A 19,105-nucleotide genomic window follows, 5' to 3' on the forward strand; every position below is an offset into this window, starting at 1 on the left:
GGCCTGCAGGCCGCGCTTACGCCGCGTGCGTTGCCTGCTGGCGAATCGAGCGCTGTTGCGGGAACCGCACCGTGAACGTGCTGCCGCGCCCTTCCTCGCTCTTCACATCGAGCACCGCATCGTGCCGTTGCAGCACGTGCTTGACAATCGCGAGACCGAGCCCCGTGCCGCCCGTGTCGCGCGAGCGGCTGCGGTCGACGCGATAGAAGCGCTCCGTCAAACGCGGAATGTCCGCCGCGGGAATGCCGAAGCCGCTGTCCGTCACCGAGAAGACCGCGTTGGCGCCGACGATCCGCCAGTGAATATGGATCGCGCCGCCGTCCGGCGTATAGCGGATCGCATTGATGACGAGATTGCCGAGCGCACTCAGGATCTCCGTCTCGACGCCCTTGACGGTCAGCGTCTCGTCGACGTCGAACGTGATCCGGTGCCGCTCGCCGGAGAGCGTCGCCGCGTCCTCGCGCAAATGCCGCACCACCGAGCCCATGTCGATCAGTTGATCGCTGGGAGGCTTGTTGTCGCCTTCGAGCTTGGCGAGCACGAGCAGGTCGTCGACGATATGCCGCATGCGCGAAGCCTGCTGCTCCATCAGCTCGAGATAGCGTGCGCGCTCGTCTTCGGCGAGTGGCAGCTCGCGCATCGTCTCGAGAAAACCCGACAGCACGGTAAGCGGCGTCTTCAACTCGTGCGAGACGTTCGCGACGAAGTCGCGCCGCATCGAATCGGTCCGCTCCAGCTCCGTGATGTCCTGCGACAGCACGAGCTTGCGGTTCTCGCCATACGGAAACACCTGCACCGACAGCACGTTCTGGCGCTTCTCGCCCATGCCGCGCATGATGAGCATTTCTTCGTACCGTTGCGAATTCAGATAGCGGACGAACTCGGGACGGCGCACCAGATGCGTGACGTGCTGGCGCAAATCGCGCTTCGCATCGAGCCCGAAATGCTGCTCGGAGATCTCGTTGCACCATTCGATCTGGTCGTGGTCGTCGAGCATCGCGACGCCGTTCGGCGACGCTTGGATCGCCTGGATGAAACGCGAGTGCTGTTGCTCGACCTGCCGCACCTGCGCGTGCCAGCGCTTCGCGAGCTTGTGCAGCCGGTAGTAGATCTCTCCCCAGACGCCGGGCGCGCTCGGCACTTCGCCGTACACCGGCGCATCGAGCAGGCGCCACAGGCGCTGCGTGTGATAGAGCGCGAACATGCCCTGCGCGACCAGCACGACAACCGCGAGAATCAACGCCGCCTTGACGCCGGCGAATGCGCCGAGCGCCACGCACAGAACAGCAAGCAACACGAGCGACACAATGGAGCGCGCCCAGATGATGTTCATGTGTGAAGGAATCCTGCGATCGAAAGAAACATGCGCACGCCGTGACGGGATATCACTGCGGATGAAACAGCCGCCGGCTTACGCGTTGCCGACGGCTCGAATCGACGCAAGGCAGTGCGTTCAGGCGCTCTTTGCGAGCCGGTAGCCGCTGCCGCGCACGGTCTCGATCATAGCATCGCAGCCGGCGGGCTTGAGCGCCGCGCGCAAGCGCTTGATGTGAACGTCGACAGTGCGCTCCTCGACGAACACGTGATCGCCCCACACCTGGTCGAGCAACTGCGTGCGGCTGTGCACGCGCTCCGGATGGGTCATGAAGAAATGGAGCAAGCGGAATTCGGTCGGGCCGAGATCGAGCTTGATCTCGCTGCCGTCCGCGTGCGCGGCGACGCGATGCGTGGCCGGATCGAGCTTCAGCCCGTTGATTGCGACGACGTCCTCGGTCAGCTGCGGCGCGCGGCGGCGCAACACCGCCTTGATGCGCGCCATCAGTTCCTTCGGCGAGAACGGCTTGGTGACGTAGTCGTCGGCGCCGATCTCGAGGCCGAGCACCTTGTCCTGCTCATCGCCGCGCGCGGTCAGCATGATGATCGGGATGTGCTTCGTGCGCTCGTTGTTGCGCAGATCGCGTGCGAACGCTATGCCCGATTTGCCCGGCAACATCCAGTCGAGCAGGACGAGATCAGGCAGCACGTCGCTGATCAGGGTCTGCGCCTGCTCGGCGTTGTACGCGCGGATCGCGCAATGTCCCGCATGCTGAAGATTGACCGAAATCAGTTCGGAAATCGCGGGCTCATCTTCAATGACGAGAATGCTGCTGGGCATCGGCACCTCTGGACCTTTTTAGCTGAGAGCTTCACGTTCGAGCGTGTCGCGCGACTTGTGCCGCACGTCGGTGCCCTTCACGATATAAATGATGAACTCGGCGATGTTCTTCGCGTGATCGCCGATCCGCTCGATCGCCTTGGCGATGAACAGGAACTCGAGCCCCGCCGAGATCGTGCGCGGGTCTTCCATCATGTAGGTGACGAGCTTGCGCACGAAAGCGCGGAATTCCTCGTCGATCGCCTTGTCGTCGCGCACGATCTGCGCAGCGGCCACGGTGTCGAGGCGCGCGAACGCGTCGAGCGCGCGGCGCAGGATCGACACAGCCATGTCGCCCGACAGCTTGATCTCGGCGATGTTGACCGTGCGCGACGCGCCGTCTTCAGTCAGGCGCTTCACGCGCTTGGCGATCTTCTCGGCTTCGTCGCCGGCGCGCTCGAGGTTGGTGATCGTCTTCGAGATCGCGAGCAAGAGGCGCAAATCGCGCGCGGCCGGCTGGCGGCGCGCGATGATGTTGCTGCACTCTTCGTCGATCTCGACTTCCATCGTATTCACGCGGTCTTCCGCGGCGATCACCCGATCCGCAACCTCGACGTCGAACTCGTTGAGGGCTTGCATCGCGTGGGTGATCTGCGATTCGATGAGGCCGCCCATTTCGAGCACCTTCGACGAAACGAGGTTCAGGTCGGCGTCGAACTGGCTCGACAGGTGTTTATCGGACATGATGAGCTCCCGCAGTCTTGTTTGTTGCTCAGCCGAAGCGGCCGGTAATGTAATCCTCGGTTTCCTTGCGGACCGGCTTGATGAAGATCTTTTCCGTATCGCCGAACTCGATCAGTTCACCGAGGTACATATAGGCAGTGTAGTCCGAACAACGCGCCGCCTGCTGCATGTTGTGCGTCACGATCACGACCGTGTAGTCGCTCTTCAGCTCCGCGATCAGTTCTTCGATGCGGCCCGTCGAGATCGGGTCGAGCGCCGAGCACGGCTCGTCGAGCAGCAGCACTTCGGGACGAATCGCAATGCCGCGCGCGATGCACAGACGCTGCTGCTGGCCGCCCGAGAGGCCGTAGCCGCTCTGGCCGAGCTTGTCCTTCACTTCGTTCCACAGCGCCGCCTTGGTCAGCGCCCACTCCACGCGATCATCCATCTCCGAGCGCGGCAGCGTCTCGAACATCTTCACGCCGAATGCGATGTTGTCGTAGATCGACATCGGGAACGGCGTCGGCTTCTGGAACACCATGCCGATGCGCGCGCGCAAAAGCGAGATGTCCTGCTTGGTCGTCAGCAGGTTCTCGCCGTCCATCACGATCGCACCCTCGGCCCGCTGTTCCGGGTAGAGCGCGTACATCTTGTTGAACGTGCGCAGCAACGTGGACTTGCCGCAGCCCGACGGGCCGATGAACGCCGTCACCTTCCCTTCCGGAATGTGCAGGTTGATGTTCTTCAGCGCGTGGTACTTGCCGTAGAAGAAGTTCAGGTCCTTGACTTCGATCTTCGGCGTGATCGGGGCGAGCGGACGACCGTCGGCGGCGTTGTCGAAACCGGCCGGCGCCGTGGCGCGCTCGATGGGGTTCAGGTGGCTCTCTGCCATATTCATCGGATCGCTCCGCCGTTACTTTTTCGAAAACATCGCACGCGCGAGGATGTTCAATCCCAGCACGCCGAGTGTAATGAGGAACACGCCGGCCCACGCCAGCGACTGCCACTGGGCGAACGGGCTCATGGCGAACTTGTAGATCGTGACCGGCAGGTTCGCGATCGGCTGATTCAGGTTCAGCGAGAAGAACTGGTTCGACAGCGCCGTGAAGAGCAGCGGCGCCGTTTCGCCTGCGATCCGCGCGACCGCGAGCAGCACGCCCGTCACGATGCCGCCTATCGACGCCTTCAGCGTGATCGACAGGATCATCTTCCATTTCGGCGTGCCGAGCGCGAACGCCGCTTCGCGCAGCGCATTCGGCACGAGCTTCAGCATGTTCTCGGTCGTGCGGATGACGATCGGGATCTGCAGGAGCGCGAGCGCGATCACGCCGGCCCAGCCGCTGAAGTTGCCCATCTTCGCGACGACGATCGCATAGACGAACAGGCCGACGACGATCGACGGCGCCGACAGCAGGATGTCGTTGATGAAGCGCGTGATGTTCGCAAGCCACCCCTTCTGCCCATATTCGGCAAGGTAGACGCCCGCGAGGATGCCGATCGGCGTGCCGACGAAGGTCGCGATCACGACGAGCATCAGGCTGCCGACGATCGCATTGGCGAGACCGCCGCCGTCGGTGTTGGGCGGCGGCGTGGATTGCGTGAAGAGCTCGACCGACAGGCCGCCGACGCCGAGGCGCAGCGTCGTGTAGAGAATCCACACGAGCCAGAGGAGGCCGAAGGCCATCGCCCCAAGCGACGCCGCGAGCGCGACGGCGTTGGTCGCGCGGCGCCGTTTCTGCAGGCGGTTGCGCACCGCTTCGAGCTGCTCCGGGCTCGCCGAGCCCGGCATCTTGAGAGTCGGCTGGTTCATTATTTCGCCCCCTCGCTCTTTTCGAGGCGCAGAAGCATCAGCTTCGAGATCGCCAGCACGATGAACGTAATCACGAAGAGGATCAAGCCGAGCTCCATCAGCGCCGAGGTATGCAGGCCCGGGCTCGCTTCGGCGAACTCGTTGGCGAGCGCCGAGGTGATGCTGTTGCCGGGCGAGAAGAGCGACACGTTATCGAGCAGGTTCGTATTGCCGATCACGAACGTGACGGCCATCGTCTCGCCGAGCGCGCGGCCGAGACCCAGCATCACGCCGCCGATCACACCGGTCTTGGTGAACGGCAGCACGATCTTCCACATCACTTCCCAGGTCGTGCAGCCGATTCCATAGGCGGACTCCTTCAGGAGCACCGGCGTCACTTCGAACACGTCGCGCATCACCGAGGCGATGTACGGAATGATCATGATCGCGAGAATCACGCCCGCGCACAGGATGCCGATGCCGATCGGCGCGCCCTGAAAGAGCGCGCCCAAGACCGGAATCGGCCCGAGCACGTGGCCGATCGGCTTCTCGAAGTACTGCGCGAAGATCGGCGCGAACACGAGCAGGCCCCACATGCCATACACGATCGACGGAATCGCCGCGAGCAGCTCGATCGCGATGCCGAGCGGCCGGCGCAGCCAGGCGGGCGAGAGCTCGGTCAGGAAGAGCGCGATGCCGAAGCTGACGGGCACCGCGATGATAAGCGCAATGATCGACGTCGCAATCGTCCCGTAGATGGGTACGAGCGCGCCGAAGGTGTCGCTGGGAGGATCCCAGTCGGAGGTCCACAAGAAGGCGAGGCCGAACTTATGGATGGTGGGGAGCGACGCGATGATCAGCGACACGATGATGCCGCCGAGCAGCAACAAGGTCACGATCGCCGAAAGACGGGTAAGGCCGCCGAAGAGAATGTCGCCGGCCGGACTTGGCGCGCGCTGCACACCCTGGCTGGCAGGCTGCGTCGACGCGAGGTTGATGTCGGACATTTGACCTGTTTCCTGATGCCGCGCGGCGCGTGCCGTGCGGCCGATACCGCAAGCCGCCCAGTCTCTTGCGAGAACTGGGCGGCGGATCACGATATGCCGCGGCGCCGGTTCAACTGGCGATGCGGCCAGCCGGAAGTCTTACTCGGCAACCGACTTGCCCGAAGCGTCCTTGACCCTCGCCTTCCACTGCGTGCGGATTTCCGTCACGACCGATTCCGGCAGCGAGATGTAGTCGAGGTCGTTTGCCGCTTGCGTGCCGTTCTTGAACGCCCAGTCGAAGAACTTCAGCGTTTCCGTGCCTTGAGCCGGCTTGTCCTGCGTCGTGTGCAGCAGCACGAACGTCGCGCCGACGACCGGCCATGCGTCCTTGCCCGGCTCGTTCGTCAGGATCTGGTAGAACGACTTCTTCCATTCCGCGCCGGCAGCAGCGGCCTTGAAGGTTTCCGTGTCCGGCTGAACCACGGTGCCCGCCGAGTTCTTCAGGGCGACGTAGGTCATGTGGTTCTGCTTGGCGTACGCCCACTCCACGTAGCCGATCGCGCCCGGCAGACGCTGTACGAACGCCGCAACGCCGTCGTTGCCCTTGCCGCCCGTGCCCGTCGGCCAGTTGACCGTCGAGCCTTCGCCGACCTTCGACTTCCACTCGTCGTTCACCTTCGACAGGTAGTTCGTCCAGATGAAGCTCGTGCCCGAGCCGTCGGCGCGGCGAACCACCGCGACGTCGGTGTCTGGCAGCTTCGCCTTCGGGTTGAGCGCGGCGATCGCCGGGTCGTTCCACTTCTTGATCTTGCCGAGGTAGATGTCGCCGAGCACCTCGCCCGACAGAACGATCTCACCAGCCTTCACGCCCGGCACGTTGATCACCGGCACCACGCCGCCGACGACCGTCGGGAACTGGAACAGGCCGTTCTTGGCCAGGTCGTCGTCCTTGAGCGGCGCGTCCGAGCCGGCGAAATCAACGGTCTTCGCCTCGATTTGCTTGATGCCGCCCGACGAACCGATGCCTTGGTAGTTGACCTTGCCGCCGCCCGACTTCTGGTAGGCGTCCGCCCACTTCGTGTAGATCGGTGCTGCAAAGGTGCTGCCCGCGCCGGTGATGTCGGCGGCTTGCGCTGCGATCGCGAAGAGCGCGCCAGCCAAGCCAGCAAACGCGGTTTGCATCAATTTCATGAGACAACCTCCAGTGGTGTGAGCGGATTTATGCGACACCGCGAAGGTTAGGGCCTCTTTGTGACAGTAACATGACTGTCGGTGAAGGATCTGTGACAGAAACTTTACCGACATGAAAGGAAATTGGCCGACGTTGGGCTAATGTAAGGCGAAGTTAGCCGCTGTCCATAGAGACTAGACGAAAAATCGCGTGGCGGAAAATATGACGGCGTTGGAGGGGGCAATCCATGTGGGCAAGGTTTTGTCCGTTACCGCCGTGACCGTGTGACACGACCGGCGCGTTTCGAAGAAGCCTGACGTACTGGCTAAAGCTTCCGGGGCCGGGGTGCGACAGTCTGGCGCACCCCGGCCCCGCGTTTGGCCCCTTTGCAGCGTGCGAGCAAACTGCCGCGACGCGCAATCAAGCGGTGGCGTCCCTCACCACCCGTGCGATGTCCTCCGCGTGCCGCAGCGCGTCCTTGGCCTGCTCTGCCTCGACCATCACGCGCAGCACCGGCTCGGTGCCGGATGCCCGAATCAGCACGCGCCCCGCGCTGCCGAGCTCACCTTCGGCCTCGCCGATCGCGTGCTTGATGGCCTCGCTACCCTTCCAGTCGGCGCCCGGTTTCATGCGGACGTTGATGAGCGTCTGCGGAAACAGCGTGACGCCCTCGAGCAGGTCGGCGAGCGACCGGCCGCTGCGCTTCATCGCGGCCAGCACGAGCAGCGCCGAGACGATGCCGTCGCCCGTCGAATGCCGATCGAGCGACAGGATATGCCCTGAGCCCTCCGCGCCGAGCTGCCAGCCGTGCTCGCGCAGTTTCTCGAGCACGTAGCGGTCGCCGACCGCCGCGCGCACGAACTTCACGCCTTCGCGCTCGAGCGCAACTTCGACCGCCATGTTGGTCATCAGCGTGCCGACCGCGCCAGGGACGCTTCCATGCGTCGCAATGCGGTCCTTGACCAGCACGTACAACAGCTCGTCGCCATTGAAGAGCCGCCCCGCCGCATCGACGACTTGCAGACGGTCCGCGTCGCCGTCGAGCGCGATGCCGAGATCCGCGCGATTCGCCCGCACCGCGCGCACCAGCGCATCGGGCGCGGTTGCGCCGACGCCGTCATTGATATTGAAGCCGTTCGGCGCCACGCCGATCGGGATGACATCCGCGCCCAGCTCGTGGAACACGTGCGGCGCGACGTCATACGCCGCACCGTGTGCGCAATCGACGACCAGCTTGACTCCACGCAGATCGAAAGCCGCCGGGAACGTGCTCTTGCAGAACTCGATGTAGCGGCCGGCTGCGTCGTCAAGCCGGCGCGCCTTGCCGAGACGCTCGGACGGCGCGCAATCGAGCGGCTCGTCGAGCTGCTTCTCGATCTCCAGCTCGACGTCGTCCGGCAGCTTGTTGCCGTCGGCCGAGAAGAACTTGATGCCGTTGTCGTAATACGGGTTGTGCGAAGCACTGATGACGACACCCGCCGCAAGCCTCAGCGCCCGCGTCAGGTACGCGACGCCCGGTGTCGGCATCGGGCCGGCCAGCATGACGTCGACGCCCGCCGCCGAGAAGCCCGATTCGAGTGCGGCTTCGAGCATGTAGCCCGAGACGCGCGTGTCCTTGCCGATCAGCACCGTGGGACGCGTGCCCGTCTTGGCCCAGTTGTCCGCGCCGGCAAGCACCTTGCCCGCCGCATACCCAAGCCGCAACACGAAGTCCGGTGTGATGGGCGCCTCGCCGACTTTGCCCCGGATGCCGTCTGTACCGAAATAACGACGTGCCATATTGAAATATTCTCCTGATCGACTGACTCAGCCGCGGCGCGTCGCATCGCGCACAGCGGCCCATACCTTCATTGCGTCCACGGTCTGCGCGACATCATGCACGCGCACGATTGCCGCCCCCCGTTCGGCTGCGCACACTGCAGCGGCGATGCTCGCAGTGACGCGCTCCTGCGCGGCCCGCCCCGTCACGGCGCCGAGCATCGACTTGCGCGACATGCCGGCGAGGATCGGAAACGCCCTCGCGCCGGCGGGCGGACGCGGCGCCGTCTGCGGCAATTGTGCGAGCAACGCGTAGTTGTGCTCGACCACCGCCTTGCCGAAGCCGAAGCCGGGGTCGACACTGATACGCTCCCGAGCGATGCCCGCCTCCATCAATGTGCTGACGCGAGCCTCAAGAAACGTCCGCACGTCGTCGACCACGTCGCCGTATGACGGTTCACCGCGTTGCATCGTCTGCGGCTCGCCGAGCATGTGCATCACACAGAGCCCGCAGCGGCTGTCGCGCACCGCATCGACGGCTCCCTCCTGCCGGAAGCCCCAGATATCGTTGATGAGGTCGGCTCCGGCAGCGAGCGCCTCGCGCATCACTTGTGGCTTATAGGTATCGACCGAGAGCGGCACGTTGGCATCGCGCAGCGTCTCGATGAGCGGGATCACCCGCTCGAGTTCCTCGTCGAGCGGCACCGGCGGCGCCCCCGGACGAGTCGACTCGCCGCCGATATCGATGATGTCCGCCCCATCCATCAGCATCTGCTCCGCCTGCCGCAGCGCATCGCCGCGCGCGGCAAAGCGGCCGCCATCGGAAAACGAATCGGGGGTGACGTTGAGGATGCCCATCACGAGCGGGCGCTCGAAAGACAGCGTGAACCGGCCGCACTGCAGCGGCTCGGGAACGGCAAGAGAGAGATCGGCTGGTGACACGAAGGGACAAACGGATGGGAAGTCTGAAAAACGAAAAAACGGGCCGGTGTGGAACCACACCAGCCCGTCATTCAAATTGTGCGGAAAATCACGCCGGTGCGGTGGCGCTGCCTGGCTTGACCTCGGTGCCGGTGTTGCTGCCGCTGCTACCTGACGAGGTGTCGGTCGGCACGCTCTTCGGCGAGCGCGGTGGCCGGCCTTCCATGATGTCGTTGATCTGATCGGCGTCGATCGTTTCCCACTCCATCAGCGCAGCGGTCATGGCCTCGACCTTGTCGCGGTTCTCGTCCAGCAGACGGCGCGCCAGGTTGTATTGCTCGTCGAGCACGCGGCGGATTTCGGCGTCGACCTTCTGCTGCGTCGCTTCGGAGATGCTCCGCGTGAAGCCGCGCCCAAACGGCGACGCGTCGTTCTCGTCGTCGACGTAGACCATTGGTCCGAGCGCGTCGGTCATGCCGAAGCGCGCCACCATCGCCCGAGCAGTCTGGGTCGCCTTGTTGAAGTCGTCCGATGCGCCCGTGCTGATCAGATTCAGAAACAGCTCCTCAGCAACACGGCCGCCGAACAGGATCGCGAGACGGTCCAGCAGGTAGTCCTTCGAGTAGGTCTCGTTGTCGTGCTCCGGCAACTGCCACGTCACGCCGAGCGCCCGGCCACGCGGAATGATCGTGACCTTGTGAACCGGATCGGCCTTTGGCAGCAGCTTTGCGATGACCGCGTGGCCCGATTCGTGATACGCCGTCGCGCGCTTCGCCTCTTCGCGGATCACCGCCGACTTGCGCTCCGGCCCCATGAAGATCTTGTCCTTGGCGTCTTCGAAGTCCTGCATTTCGACGATGCGCTTGCCGCGGCGGGCTGCAAAGAGCGCCGCTTCGTTGACGAGGTTCGCGAGATCGGCGCCTGAGAAGCCAGGCGTGCCGCGCGCAATCACTGCGGCATCGACGTCGTTCGCGATCGGCACCTTGCGCAGATGCACCTTCATGATCTGCTCACGGCCGCGGATGTCAGGCAGGCCGACGTACACCTGGCGGTCGAAGCGACCCGGACGCAGGAGCGCCTTGTCGAGCACGTCCGAACGGTTGGTTGCCGCGATCACGATGACGCCCGAGTTCGCCTCGAAGCCGTCCATCTCGACGAGCATCTGGTTCAGCGTCTGCTCGCGCTCGTCGTTGCCGCCGCCCATGCCGGCGCCGCGATGACGGCCGACCGCGTCGATTTCGTCGATGAACACGATGCAGGGCGCGTGCTTCTTCGCCTGCTCGAACATGTCGCGCACGCGGGCCGCGCCCACGCCGACGAACATTTCGACGAAGTCCGAACCCGAGATCGAGAAGAACGGCACCTTCGCTTCGCCGGCGATCGCGCGGGCAAGCAGCGTCTTACCAGTACCCGGGGGGCCGACGAGCAGCACACCGCGGGGGATGCGGCCACCGAGCTTCTGGAATTTCTGCGGGTCGCGCAGGAAGTCGACCAACTCCGACACTTCTTCCTTTGCCTCGTCGCAGCCGGCGACGTCGGTGAAATTGATGGCGTTGTTGTTCTCGTCGATCAGGCGCGCACGGGATTTGCCGAACGAAAAGGCCCCGCCTTTTCCGCCGCCCTGCATCTGCCTCATCATGTAAAACCAGAATCCGATGATCAGGATCGTCGGCCCGAGGTAGTACAGCGCGGACACCAGCGCGTTCGGCTCTTCGTCAGCCTTGCCACTCACCTGCACGCCATATTTCATCAGGTCGCCAACCATCCAGATGTCGCCGGGCGACACGATCTGGTACTTCTGGCCGTCTGCCGGAGTAACCGTGAGGTTCCGCCCCTGGACGATGACGCTCTTGACCTTGCCGTTCTTGGCGTCGTCCATGAACTGCGAGTACGAGACGCCTTCCTGGACGCGGGGCTTGTCGAACTGCTTGAACACTGTAAACAGCACCAGTGCGATCACCAGCCACACTGCCGCCTTCGAAAACATATTGTTGTTCAAAGCCCACTCCTTCACTGAAGACTATGCGCCTACATTTACCTTGCGGCGCTATCAAGCCATTCTAATCCAGACCCGGGGCCCCTGCCATAACGTTTATCTACCGCTTACATAGCCGAAAGAAGCGTTGCGACGGCGTTTTTACGGCGATTTCCGTTTGTGGCAGAACCTCGACCTGCACCTCAGGCCCGTTCGGCGGGTCGCTTCAGGTGCTTACCCAAAATAAACGTTTCCGACGACTTATCCCGCGACGCTTTCGGCTTGCGCGCGGCCACCGTCCTGAATTGATGCTTGAACTTTTCGACGATCTGGCTATAACCGCTGCCGTGAAAGCACTTGACTAAAAGGGCGCCATCCGGCTTCAAGTGGTTTTGGGCAAATTCGAGCGCGAGATCGCAGACATGCTCGATCCGCGCCGCATCGGCCACCGCCACGCCGGACAGATTGGGCGCCATATCGGAAATTACAAGATCCACCTGGCGATCGCCGACAATTTCTTCCAATTGGCCGAGCACACTGTCTTCCCGGAAATCGCCCTGGATGAAATGCACGTCGGCGATCGGCTCCATCGGCAGCATGTCGAGCGCAATGATCGTGCCGTCGATGCCGCCCTCGCGGACCGTGTCTCGCCGCACGCCCTGCGCCAGCTTGTTGCGCGCGTACTGGCTCCAGCTTCCCGGCGCCGAACCGAGGTCGACGATGACCTGGCCCGGACGGATCAGCTTGTCCTGCTCATCGATTTCCTTCAGCTTGTAAGCGGCGCGCGCGCGATAGCCTTCCCGCTGCGCCATCTTCACGTACGGATCGTTGATGTGGTCATGCAGCCACGATTGATTGAAGCGGTTTTTTGCCATTAATAGTTGAACTCTTGCTGCGTGATGCCGCGCTTTTAGCGGATAATACGCGTCTCATTGGCGCGGCTGCCGGCTCTCGAGCGGCAATCCGCGATTCTACGTTGTTCCGATGTACCACCGCGCCGCGTATAAATTCGTGCGGCCTTCCGCCATCCCGCCGTGCGGGCGCCATCATTTTAGTCGAGTCGTCCAGTTTCCCTATGCCAGCCCTCAAAGTCTCTCCCGCCGAACGCGCGGACTTGCGTTCCCAGGCCCACGCGCTCAAGCCGGTCGTGCTGATCGGTGCCGAAGGACTGACCGACGCCGTGCTGGCCGAGATCAAGGTTCACCTCGCCGCTCACCAGCTGATCAAGATTCGTGTATTCGGCGACGATCGCGAAGAACGCGTCGAGATCTACGAGCAGATTTGCGATCAATTGAACGCCGCGCCGGTTCAGCATATCGGCAAGCTGCTCGTGATCTGGAAGCCGGAAGCGGTCGAGCCGGTGGCAAAGACCAAGCGAGCAGGCGGTTTGCCGAGCGCGCGCGAAGCGGCCGATGAAAAGCCGACCCGCGGCGCCGCGCCGCGGGTCGTCAAGGTCGTGAAGCAAACTGATAATCCGGTACGCCGTCCGCGCCCGCAAAAGGTGCTGGTGCGCGGCAACGAACGCGTGACGGCAGGCGGCAATATCAAGCGCGCGAAAAAGCGCCAAGCCAGCGCCAAGCGCCAGCATCAGACTGTGAAGTAAATCGAGGCTCGAGCGGTGCGCGAAATGCGCACTGCGCCTGCGATGACAACGGCACCACGATCAACCTTCCACCGCGGCTTGCCGCCAGCCCCCGGCCGGTAATGCGCAACCGCGCTCGATTAGCGGACCGCGCTCTTCGGCACGCCCGCCTCTATCGGCTCGGACACCCCATCTCCTGCGGGCAGCTTCCACACCAGAACTAGGCCAAGCAGGCTTTCGATCAGGTAAAACAGGCTCGACACCCCATGCAGCATGCCGAAGCGTGCGGCGTAAGCCGAATGGCCGACGTCAGTGCCTTCGGAAAGCGCCGCGACACGCAACGCATTCATGAACGGCTGTAGCGCAAAGTACCCGACCAGCACACAAAACAGCATGCCCGCCAGCACCCAGCGCAGCCGCCGGTAGGCGGTCGCGCCACGGCGCACCAGCACGTTGCTCAACGCGAGCAGCAAGACACCGCACAGCACGCCGACGATCGCCTCAATGCGAAAGAGTTGTGCCGCGACCGCGCCCGCCGAGATCCGGTCGAGCATAGCGAACAGCGTGGGCGCCGCCGCGTAGCCGATCGTCAGCAAGCTGCCGACCCAGATCATAGCCAGCAGCCGGAATACGCGATGAGGTACAGAAGACACGAACGCGCGCCCTCAAACGTAGCGCACGGCGATGATTTCGTACTCGCGCACGCCGCTCGGCGCCTGCACCGAAGCAACGTCGCCTTCGAACTTGCCGATCAGCGCCCGCGCGATCGGCGAGCTGATCGAGATCAGGCCGTGCTCGAGATCGGCTTCGTCGTCACCGACGATCTGGTACGTGACCGTTTTGCCCGAATCGAGATCCTCGAGCTCGACGGTCGCCGCGAACACGACGCGGCCTTCCGCGTCGAGGGCGGACGGGTCGATCACCTGCGCGGCGGCCAGCTTCGATTCGATCTCCGCGATACGGCCTTCGATGAAACCCTGCTTCTCCTTCGCGGCGTCGTACTCGGCGTTTTCCGACAAGTCCCCTTGCGCGCGCGCCTCAGCGATGGAATTGATGACTGACGGGCGCTCGACCGATTTCAGTCGTTGCAATTCGTCACGCAGCTGGTCCGCGCCACGCTTCGTCAATGGAATCGTGCTCATAGAAATCAGTAGCAAAAAAACGGCAATAAAAAAGCACCGCGGTTAAGTGCATCCCGCCAGGCGCCGCATGCGGACTCGCGCTGCAGCCAGGGGGACGCCGCTTAACCGCGGCATCGATTGATTGGACAGATTGTCGAAGCCTTAGTTTAGGCGAGCATGGAGTCCTTGTAAATCATAGACTTCCAGGTTCTTCAGATACCTCAGCCCCTCCACCGCGGCGCGCGCGCCCGACATCGTCGTGTAGTAGGTGACCTTGTTCGCCTGCGCGCTCATGCGGATCGAACGCGAGTCGGCGATCGCCGCGCGCGTTTCGTCGACCGTCGTGAAGACGAGTGCGATCTCGCCGTTCTTGATCATGTCGACGATGTGCGGACGGCCGTCCTTTACCTTGTTCACGACCTTCACCGGCACGCCCGCGGCCTCGATCGCCGCCGCCGTGCCCTTGGTCGCGACGAGCGGATAGCCAAGTTCGTGCAGCATGCGCGCGACTTCGACGGCCTTCGGCTTATCGGCGTCCATCACGGTCAGGAGCACTGTGCCCGACTCGGGCAAGCGCGAGCCGGCCGCGAGCTGTGACTTGAAGAGCGCTTCGCCGAACGTCTGGCCGACGCCCATCACTTCGCCGGTCGAACGCATTTCCGGCCCGAGCACCGGGTCGACGGTCGGGAACTTGACGAACGGGAACACCGCTTCCTTCACGCTGAAGTATGGCGGCTCGACTTCCTTCGTTACGCCCTGCTCCGCGAGCTTCTGGCCGACCATCGCGCGCGCCGCGATCTTCGCGAGCGGCAGGCTCGTCGCCTTCGAGACGTACGGCACCGTGCGCGATGCACGCGGATTCACTTCGAGCACGTAGATCACGTCCTTCACGGAGCCGTCGGCCTGGGGAACCTGCTGGATCGCGAACTGCACGTTCATCAGGCCCACGACGTTCAGCGCCTTCGCCATCGCGCCCGTCTGGCGCTTGAGCTCGGCGACGGTCTCCTTCGACAGCGAATACGGCGGCAACGAGCAAGCCGAGTCGCCCGAGTGCACGCCCGCCTGCTCGATGTGCTCCATCACGCCGCCGATAAACACCGTGTCGCCGTCGGAGATGCAATCGACGTCACACTCGATCGCGTCGTTCAGGAAGCGGTCGAGCAGCACCGGCGAATCATTCGACACCTTCACGGCCTCGCGCATGTAGCGCTCGAGGTCGCGCGGCTCATGGACGATTTCCATCGCACGGCCACCCAGCACGTACGACGGACGCACGACGAGCGGATAGCCGATTTCGTCGGCGAGCTTGAGCGCCTCGTCCTCGGCGCGCGCGGTGCGGTTCGGCGGCTGACGCAAGTTGAGGTCCTGCAGGAGCTTCTGGAAGCGCTCGCGGTCTTCGGCGGCGTCGATCATGTCCGGCGACGTGCCGATGATGGGCACGCCGTTCGCCTCGAGATCGAGCGCGAGCTTCAGCGGCGTCTGGCCGCCGTACTGGACGATCACGCCGAGCGGCTTTTCCTTGTCGACGATCTCGAGCACGTCTTCGAGCGTGAGCGGCTCGAAGTACAGGCGGTCGGAGGTGTCGTAGTCAGTCGAAACGGTCTCGGGGTTGCAGTTGACCATGATCGTTTCATAGCCGTCCTCGCGCATCGCAAGTGCGGCATGCACGCAGCAGTAGTCGAACTCGATGCCCTGCCCGATCCGGTTCGGACCGCCGCCCAGCACCATGATCTTCTTGTTGTTGGTCGGCTGCGCCTCGCACTCTTCTTCGTACGTCGAGTACATGTAGGCGGTCTTCGTGGCGAACTCGGCGGCGCAGGTGTCGACGCGCTTGTACACGGGGCGCACGTTCAGCTCGATGCGGCGTTTGCGGACATCAGCCGGCGCAGCGCCGAGCAGCTTGGCGAGACGCCGATCCGAGAAGCCGCTTTGCTTGAGATAGCGCAGCTCTTCCTTCGTCAGGCTGCCGAGCGTGCGGCCGGCGAGCGCCTTTTCCTTCAGCACGATCTGCTCGATCTGCGCGAGGAACCACGGGTCGATCGAGGTTTCCTCGAAGACTTCTTGCAGCGTCATGCCGACGCGGAACGCATCGCCGACGTACCAGATCCGATCCGGGCCGGCTTCGCCGATCTCGCGGACGATCTCGTCGCGGCTCGCGGTCTTCTCGTCGAGACCGTCCACGCCGACTTCGAGGCCGCGCAGCGCCTTCTGAAAAGACTCCTGGAACGTGCGGCCGATCGCCATCACTTCGCCGACCGACTTCATCTGCGTCGTCAGGCGCGGATCGGCTTCGCGGAATTTCTCGAAGGCGAAGCGCGGAATCTTCGTGACGACGTAGTCGATCGTCGGCTCGAACGACGCCGGCGTCTGGCCGCCCGTGATCTCGTTCTTGAGCTCGTCGAGTGTGTAGCCGACGGCGAGCTTCGCCGCGACCTTGGCGATCGGGAAGCCAGTCGCCTTCGAGGCCAGCGCCGACGAGCGCGACACGCGCGGATTCATTTCGATGACGATCACGCGGCCGTCCTGCGGATTGATCGAGAACTGCACGTTCGAGCCGCCCGTATCGACGCCGATCTCGCGCAGCACTGCGAGCGACGCATTGCGCAGCAGCTGGTATTCCTTGTCGGTGAGCGTCTGCGCGGGCGCGACGGTGATCGAGTCGCCCGTGTGGATGCCCATCGGGTCGAGGTTCTCGATCGAGCAGACGATGATGCAGTTGTCCTTCTTGTCGCGGACCACTTCCATCTCGTACTCTTTCCAGCCGAGCAGCGATTCTTCGATCAGGAGCTCGCGAGTGGGCGACAGATCGAGGCCGCGCTTGCAGATCTCTTCGAATTCCTCACGGTTGTAGGCAATGCCGCCGCCCGAGCCGCCCAGCGTGAACGACGGACGGATCACGACCGGGTAGCCCATGCCGCCCGTCGCCGCGGCGATCTCGTTTTGCACCTTCAGCGCTTCTTCCATTGAATGCGCCGTGCCCGACTTCGCCGAGCCGAGGCCGATCTTCGTCATCGCGTCCTTGAACTTCTGACGGTCTTCAGCCTTGTCGATCGCTTCCGGCGACGCGCCGATCAGCTCGACGTCGTACTTCTTGAGCACGCCGTTATGGTGCAGGTCGAGCGCGCAGTTCAGCGCGGTCTGGCCGCCCATCGTCGGCAGGATCGCGTCCGGGCGCTCCTTCGCGATGATCCGCTCGACCACCTCCCAGGTGATCGGCTCGATGTAGGTGACGTCGGCCGTGTTCGGGTCGGTCATGATCGTCGCCGGATTGCTGTTGACGAGGATGACCTTGTAGCCTTCCTCGCGCAGCGCCTTGCATGCCTGCGCGCCCGAGTAGTCGAACTCGCACGCCTGTCCGATGATGATCGGACCCGCGCCGATGATGAGGATGCTCTTGATGTCTGTCCGCTTGGGCATAACGCTCTCGCTAATGAATTCCTGAGTTCTTTCTGTTGGCGCGCCGCGGCGCCGCGCGCTCGCACGCGCTTGGACTTGCTTACGCGGCGCTGGGCGCTGTCGCATGACTCGCCATCTCGCGCCGCGCTGCCGACGCCGCCGAATGCGCCGCCGTTATCGGTTGATGATTCCGTTACGCCGCTCCGCTGCTGCCGGCCCGCTTCGCGTCCATCAATGCGGTGAAGCGGTCGAACAGGTAGCCGATGTCGTGCGGCCCGGGCGACGCCTCCGGGTGACCCTGGAAACAGAACGCAGGCTTGTCGGTCAATTCGAAGCCTTGCAACGTGCCGTCGAAGAGCGAGATGTGCGTCGCGCGCGCGTTGGCGGGCAGCGTCGCGGCATCGACCGCAAAGCCGTGGTTCTGCGACGTGATCACGACACGGCCGTCGGTCAGGTCCTTCACCGGATGGTTGGCGCCATGGTGGCCCGTCTTCATCTTCATCGTCTTCGCGCCGACGGCCAGCCCCATGATCTGGTGGCCCAGGCAGATGCCGAAGGTCGGCACGCCGCGCTCGATAAAAGTCCTCGTCGCCGCGATCGCGTAGTCGCACGGCTCAGGATCGCCGGGACCGTTCGACAGGAACACGCCGTCCGGATTGAGCGCCAGCGCTTCGGCGGCGCTCGACTGCGCAGGCAGCACGGTCACGTGGCAGCCACGCTCGGCCAGCATGCGCAGGATGTTGTGCTTGACGCCGTAGTCGAACGCGACGACGCGATACTTCGGCGTGCGCTGCGCGCCGTAGCCGCCCTCGAGACGCCATTCGGTCTGGGTCCATTCGAACGGCTTGGTCGTCGACACGACCTTCGCGAGATCCATCCCTGCGAGGCCGGGGAACGAGCGCGCGAGCTCGATGGCCTTCGCTTCGTCGTCGCTGCCCGCGAGGATGCAGCCGTTTTGCGCGCCCTTGTCGCGCAGCACGCGCGTGAGCTTGCGCGTATCGATGCCGGCGATCGCAACGACGCCTTCATCGTGCAGGTAATCGGAGAGCGTGCGCTCCATCCGGAAGTTCGACGCGAGGACCGGCAGGTCGCGCACGATCAGGCCAGCGGCATGGACTTTCGTCGCTTCGACATCCTCGGCGTTGACGCCGACGTTGCCGATATGCGGATACGTGAGGGTGACGATCTGGCGCGCGTAGCTCGGGTCGGTCAGGATTTCCTGATAACCGGTGATCGCGGTGTTGAACACGACTTCGCCGATCGTATGACCGGGCGCCCCGATCGAATAACCACGAAAGACCGTGCCGTCGGCAAGCGCAAGGATGGCGGGGGAAAAAGACGGCAACACGGGAGGCTCCTTGGGGGAACACCCTGATGCCGACCTGTCTCTCCGACCGCGCGGGCTCTCGCTTGAAGCACGGCACTCGCGGCTATCGCAAAAATGTGCGTGCGGAAAGCCCGCTCGCTTTCGCGGCCGACGCTGGAGGGCTCGATGAAGTCCGGGCACGGACGCCTCGGCGGCACGGCTCCAGTCACGCTGCGCGCGGCG

At 63.9% G+C, this 19,105-nt stretch carries 16 protein-coding genes; 1 reads left to right on the forward strand and 15 read right to left on the reverse strand.

The features are described 5' to 3' along the window. Positions 1-16: 16 nt before the first annotated feature. From phoR to FAZ69_RS29235, 11 genes are all read right to left on the reverse strand, one after another. Positions 17-1,333 carry a phosphate regulon sensor histidine kinase PhoR gene (gene phoR, locus FAZ69_RS29180; RefSeq protein ID WP_136898567.1) on the reverse strand — a complete coding sequence of 439 codons (1,317 nt, stop codon included), beginning with the start codon at positions 1,331-1,333 and terminating at the stop codon, positions 17-19. A gap of 120 nt (positions 1,334-1,453) precedes the next feature. Beyond that, positions 1,454-2,155, reverse strand: a complete 702-nt coding sequence (gene phoB, locus FAZ69_RS29185; protein WP_136898568.1) for a phosphate regulon transcriptional regulator PhoB — start codon at positions 2,153-2,155, stop codon at positions 1,454-1,456. Between the two features lie 18 nt (positions 2,156-2,173). Further along, on the reverse strand, positions 2,174-2,878 hold the full coding sequence (gene phoU, locus FAZ69_RS29190) for a phosphate signaling complex protein PhoU (protein WP_136898569.1): 705 nt from the start codon (positions 2,876-2,878) through the stop codon (positions 2,174-2,176). Positions 2,879-2,906: 28 nt separating this feature from the next. Further along, positions 2,907-3,755, reverse strand: a complete 849-nt coding sequence (gene pstB / locus FAZ69_RS29195; RefSeq protein ID WP_136898570.1) for a phosphate ABC transporter ATP-binding protein PstB — start codon at positions 3,753-3,755, stop codon at positions 2,907-2,909. A gap of 15 nt (positions 3,756-3,770) precedes the next feature. Beyond that, on the reverse strand, positions 3,771-4,667 hold the full coding sequence (gene pstA, locus FAZ69_RS29200) for a phosphate ABC transporter permease PstA (RefSeq protein ID WP_136898571.1): 897 nt from the start codon (positions 4,665-4,667) through the stop codon (positions 3,771-3,773). Further along, positions 4,667-5,653: a phosphate ABC transporter permease PstC gene (gene pstC, locus FAZ69_RS29205; protein WP_136898572.1), complete on the reverse strand. Its 987-nt coding sequence runs from the start codon at positions 5,651-5,653 to the stop codon at positions 4,667-4,669. The genes pstA and pstC overlap by 1 nt, the downstream gene beginning before the upstream one ends. Positions 5,654-5,791: 138 nt before the next feature. Further along, positions 5,792-6,823: a phosphate ABC transporter substrate-binding protein PstS gene (gene pstS / locus FAZ69_RS29210; RefSeq protein WP_136898573.1), complete on the reverse strand. Its 1,032-nt coding sequence runs from the start codon at positions 6,821-6,823 to the stop codon at positions 5,792-5,794. Between the two features lie 400 nt (positions 6,824-7,223). Beyond that, positions 7,224-8,582 carry a phosphoglucosamine mutase gene (glmM, locus tag FAZ69_RS29220; protein ID WP_136898574.1) on the reverse strand — a complete coding sequence of 453 codons (1,359 nt, stop codon included), beginning with the start codon at positions 8,580-8,582 and terminating at the stop codon, positions 7,224-7,226. Positions 8,583-8,609: 27 nt separating this feature from the next. Further along, entirely contained in the window at positions 8,610-9,503 is an 894-nt protein-coding gene (gene folP, locus FAZ69_RS29225; RefSeq protein ID WP_240702511.1) for a dihydropteroate synthase, read from the reverse strand. An 88-nt stretch (positions 9,504-9,591) separates the two neighbouring features. Further along, on the reverse strand, positions 9,592-11,481 hold the full coding sequence (gene ftsH / locus FAZ69_RS29230; RefSeq protein ID WP_136898575.1) for an ATP-dependent zinc metalloprotease FtsH: 1,890 nt from the start codon (positions 11,479-11,481) through the stop codon (positions 9,592-9,594). Between the two features lie 179 nt (positions 11,482-11,660). After that, positions 11,661-12,332 carry an RlmE family RNA methyltransferase gene (locus FAZ69_RS29235; RefSeq protein WP_136898576.1) on the reverse strand — a complete coding sequence of 224 codons (672 nt, stop codon included), beginning with the start codon at positions 12,330-12,332 and terminating at the stop codon, positions 11,661-11,663. 200 nt (positions 12,333-12,532) lie between these two features. On the opposite strand from FAZ69_RS29235, the gene FAZ69_RS29240 reads away from it, so the two are divergent. After that, positions 12,533-13,060: a YhbY family RNA-binding protein gene (locus FAZ69_RS29240; RefSeq protein ID WP_136898596.1), complete on the forward strand. Its 528-nt coding sequence runs from the start codon at positions 12,533-12,535 to the stop codon at positions 13,058-13,060. A 119-nt stretch (positions 13,061-13,179) separates the two neighbouring features. On the opposite strand, the gene FAZ69_RS29245 is transcribed toward FAZ69_RS29240, so the two are convergent. The 4 genes from FAZ69_RS29245 to carA all read right to left on the reverse strand — a co-directional run bounded on the left by FAZ69_RS29245 (position 13,180) and on the right by carA (position 18,904). Beyond that, entirely contained in the window at positions 13,180-13,653 is a 474-nt protein-coding gene (locus tag FAZ69_RS29245) for a DUF4149 domain-containing protein (protein ID WP_136898597.1), read from the reverse strand. Between the two features lie 51 nt (positions 13,654-13,704). Beyond that, positions 13,705-14,181: a transcription elongation factor GreA gene (gene greA, locus FAZ69_RS29250; RefSeq protein ID WP_136898577.1), complete on the reverse strand. Its 477-nt coding sequence runs from the start codon at positions 14,179-14,181 to the stop codon at positions 13,705-13,707. A gap of 141 nt (positions 14,182-14,322) precedes the next feature. Next, entirely contained in the window at positions 14,323-17,577 is a 3,255-nt protein-coding gene (carB, locus tag FAZ69_RS29255) for a carbamoyl-phosphate synthase large subunit (RefSeq protein ID WP_136898578.1), read from the reverse strand. A 172-nt stretch (positions 17,578-17,749) separates the two neighbouring features. After that, on the reverse strand, positions 17,750-18,904 hold the full coding sequence (gene carA / locus FAZ69_RS29260) for a glutamine-hydrolyzing carbamoyl-phosphate synthase small subunit (RefSeq protein ID WP_136898579.1): 1,155 nt from the start codon (positions 18,902-18,904) through the stop codon (positions 17,750-17,752). Between the last annotated feature and the right edge of the window lie 201 nt (positions 18,905-19,105).

It is taken from the genome of Trinickia terrae (assembly GCF_005144415.1).
GTDB classification, from domain to species: domain Bacteria; phylum Pseudomonadota; class Gammaproteobacteria; order Burkholderiales; family Burkholderiaceae; genus Trinickia_A; species Trinickia_A terrae.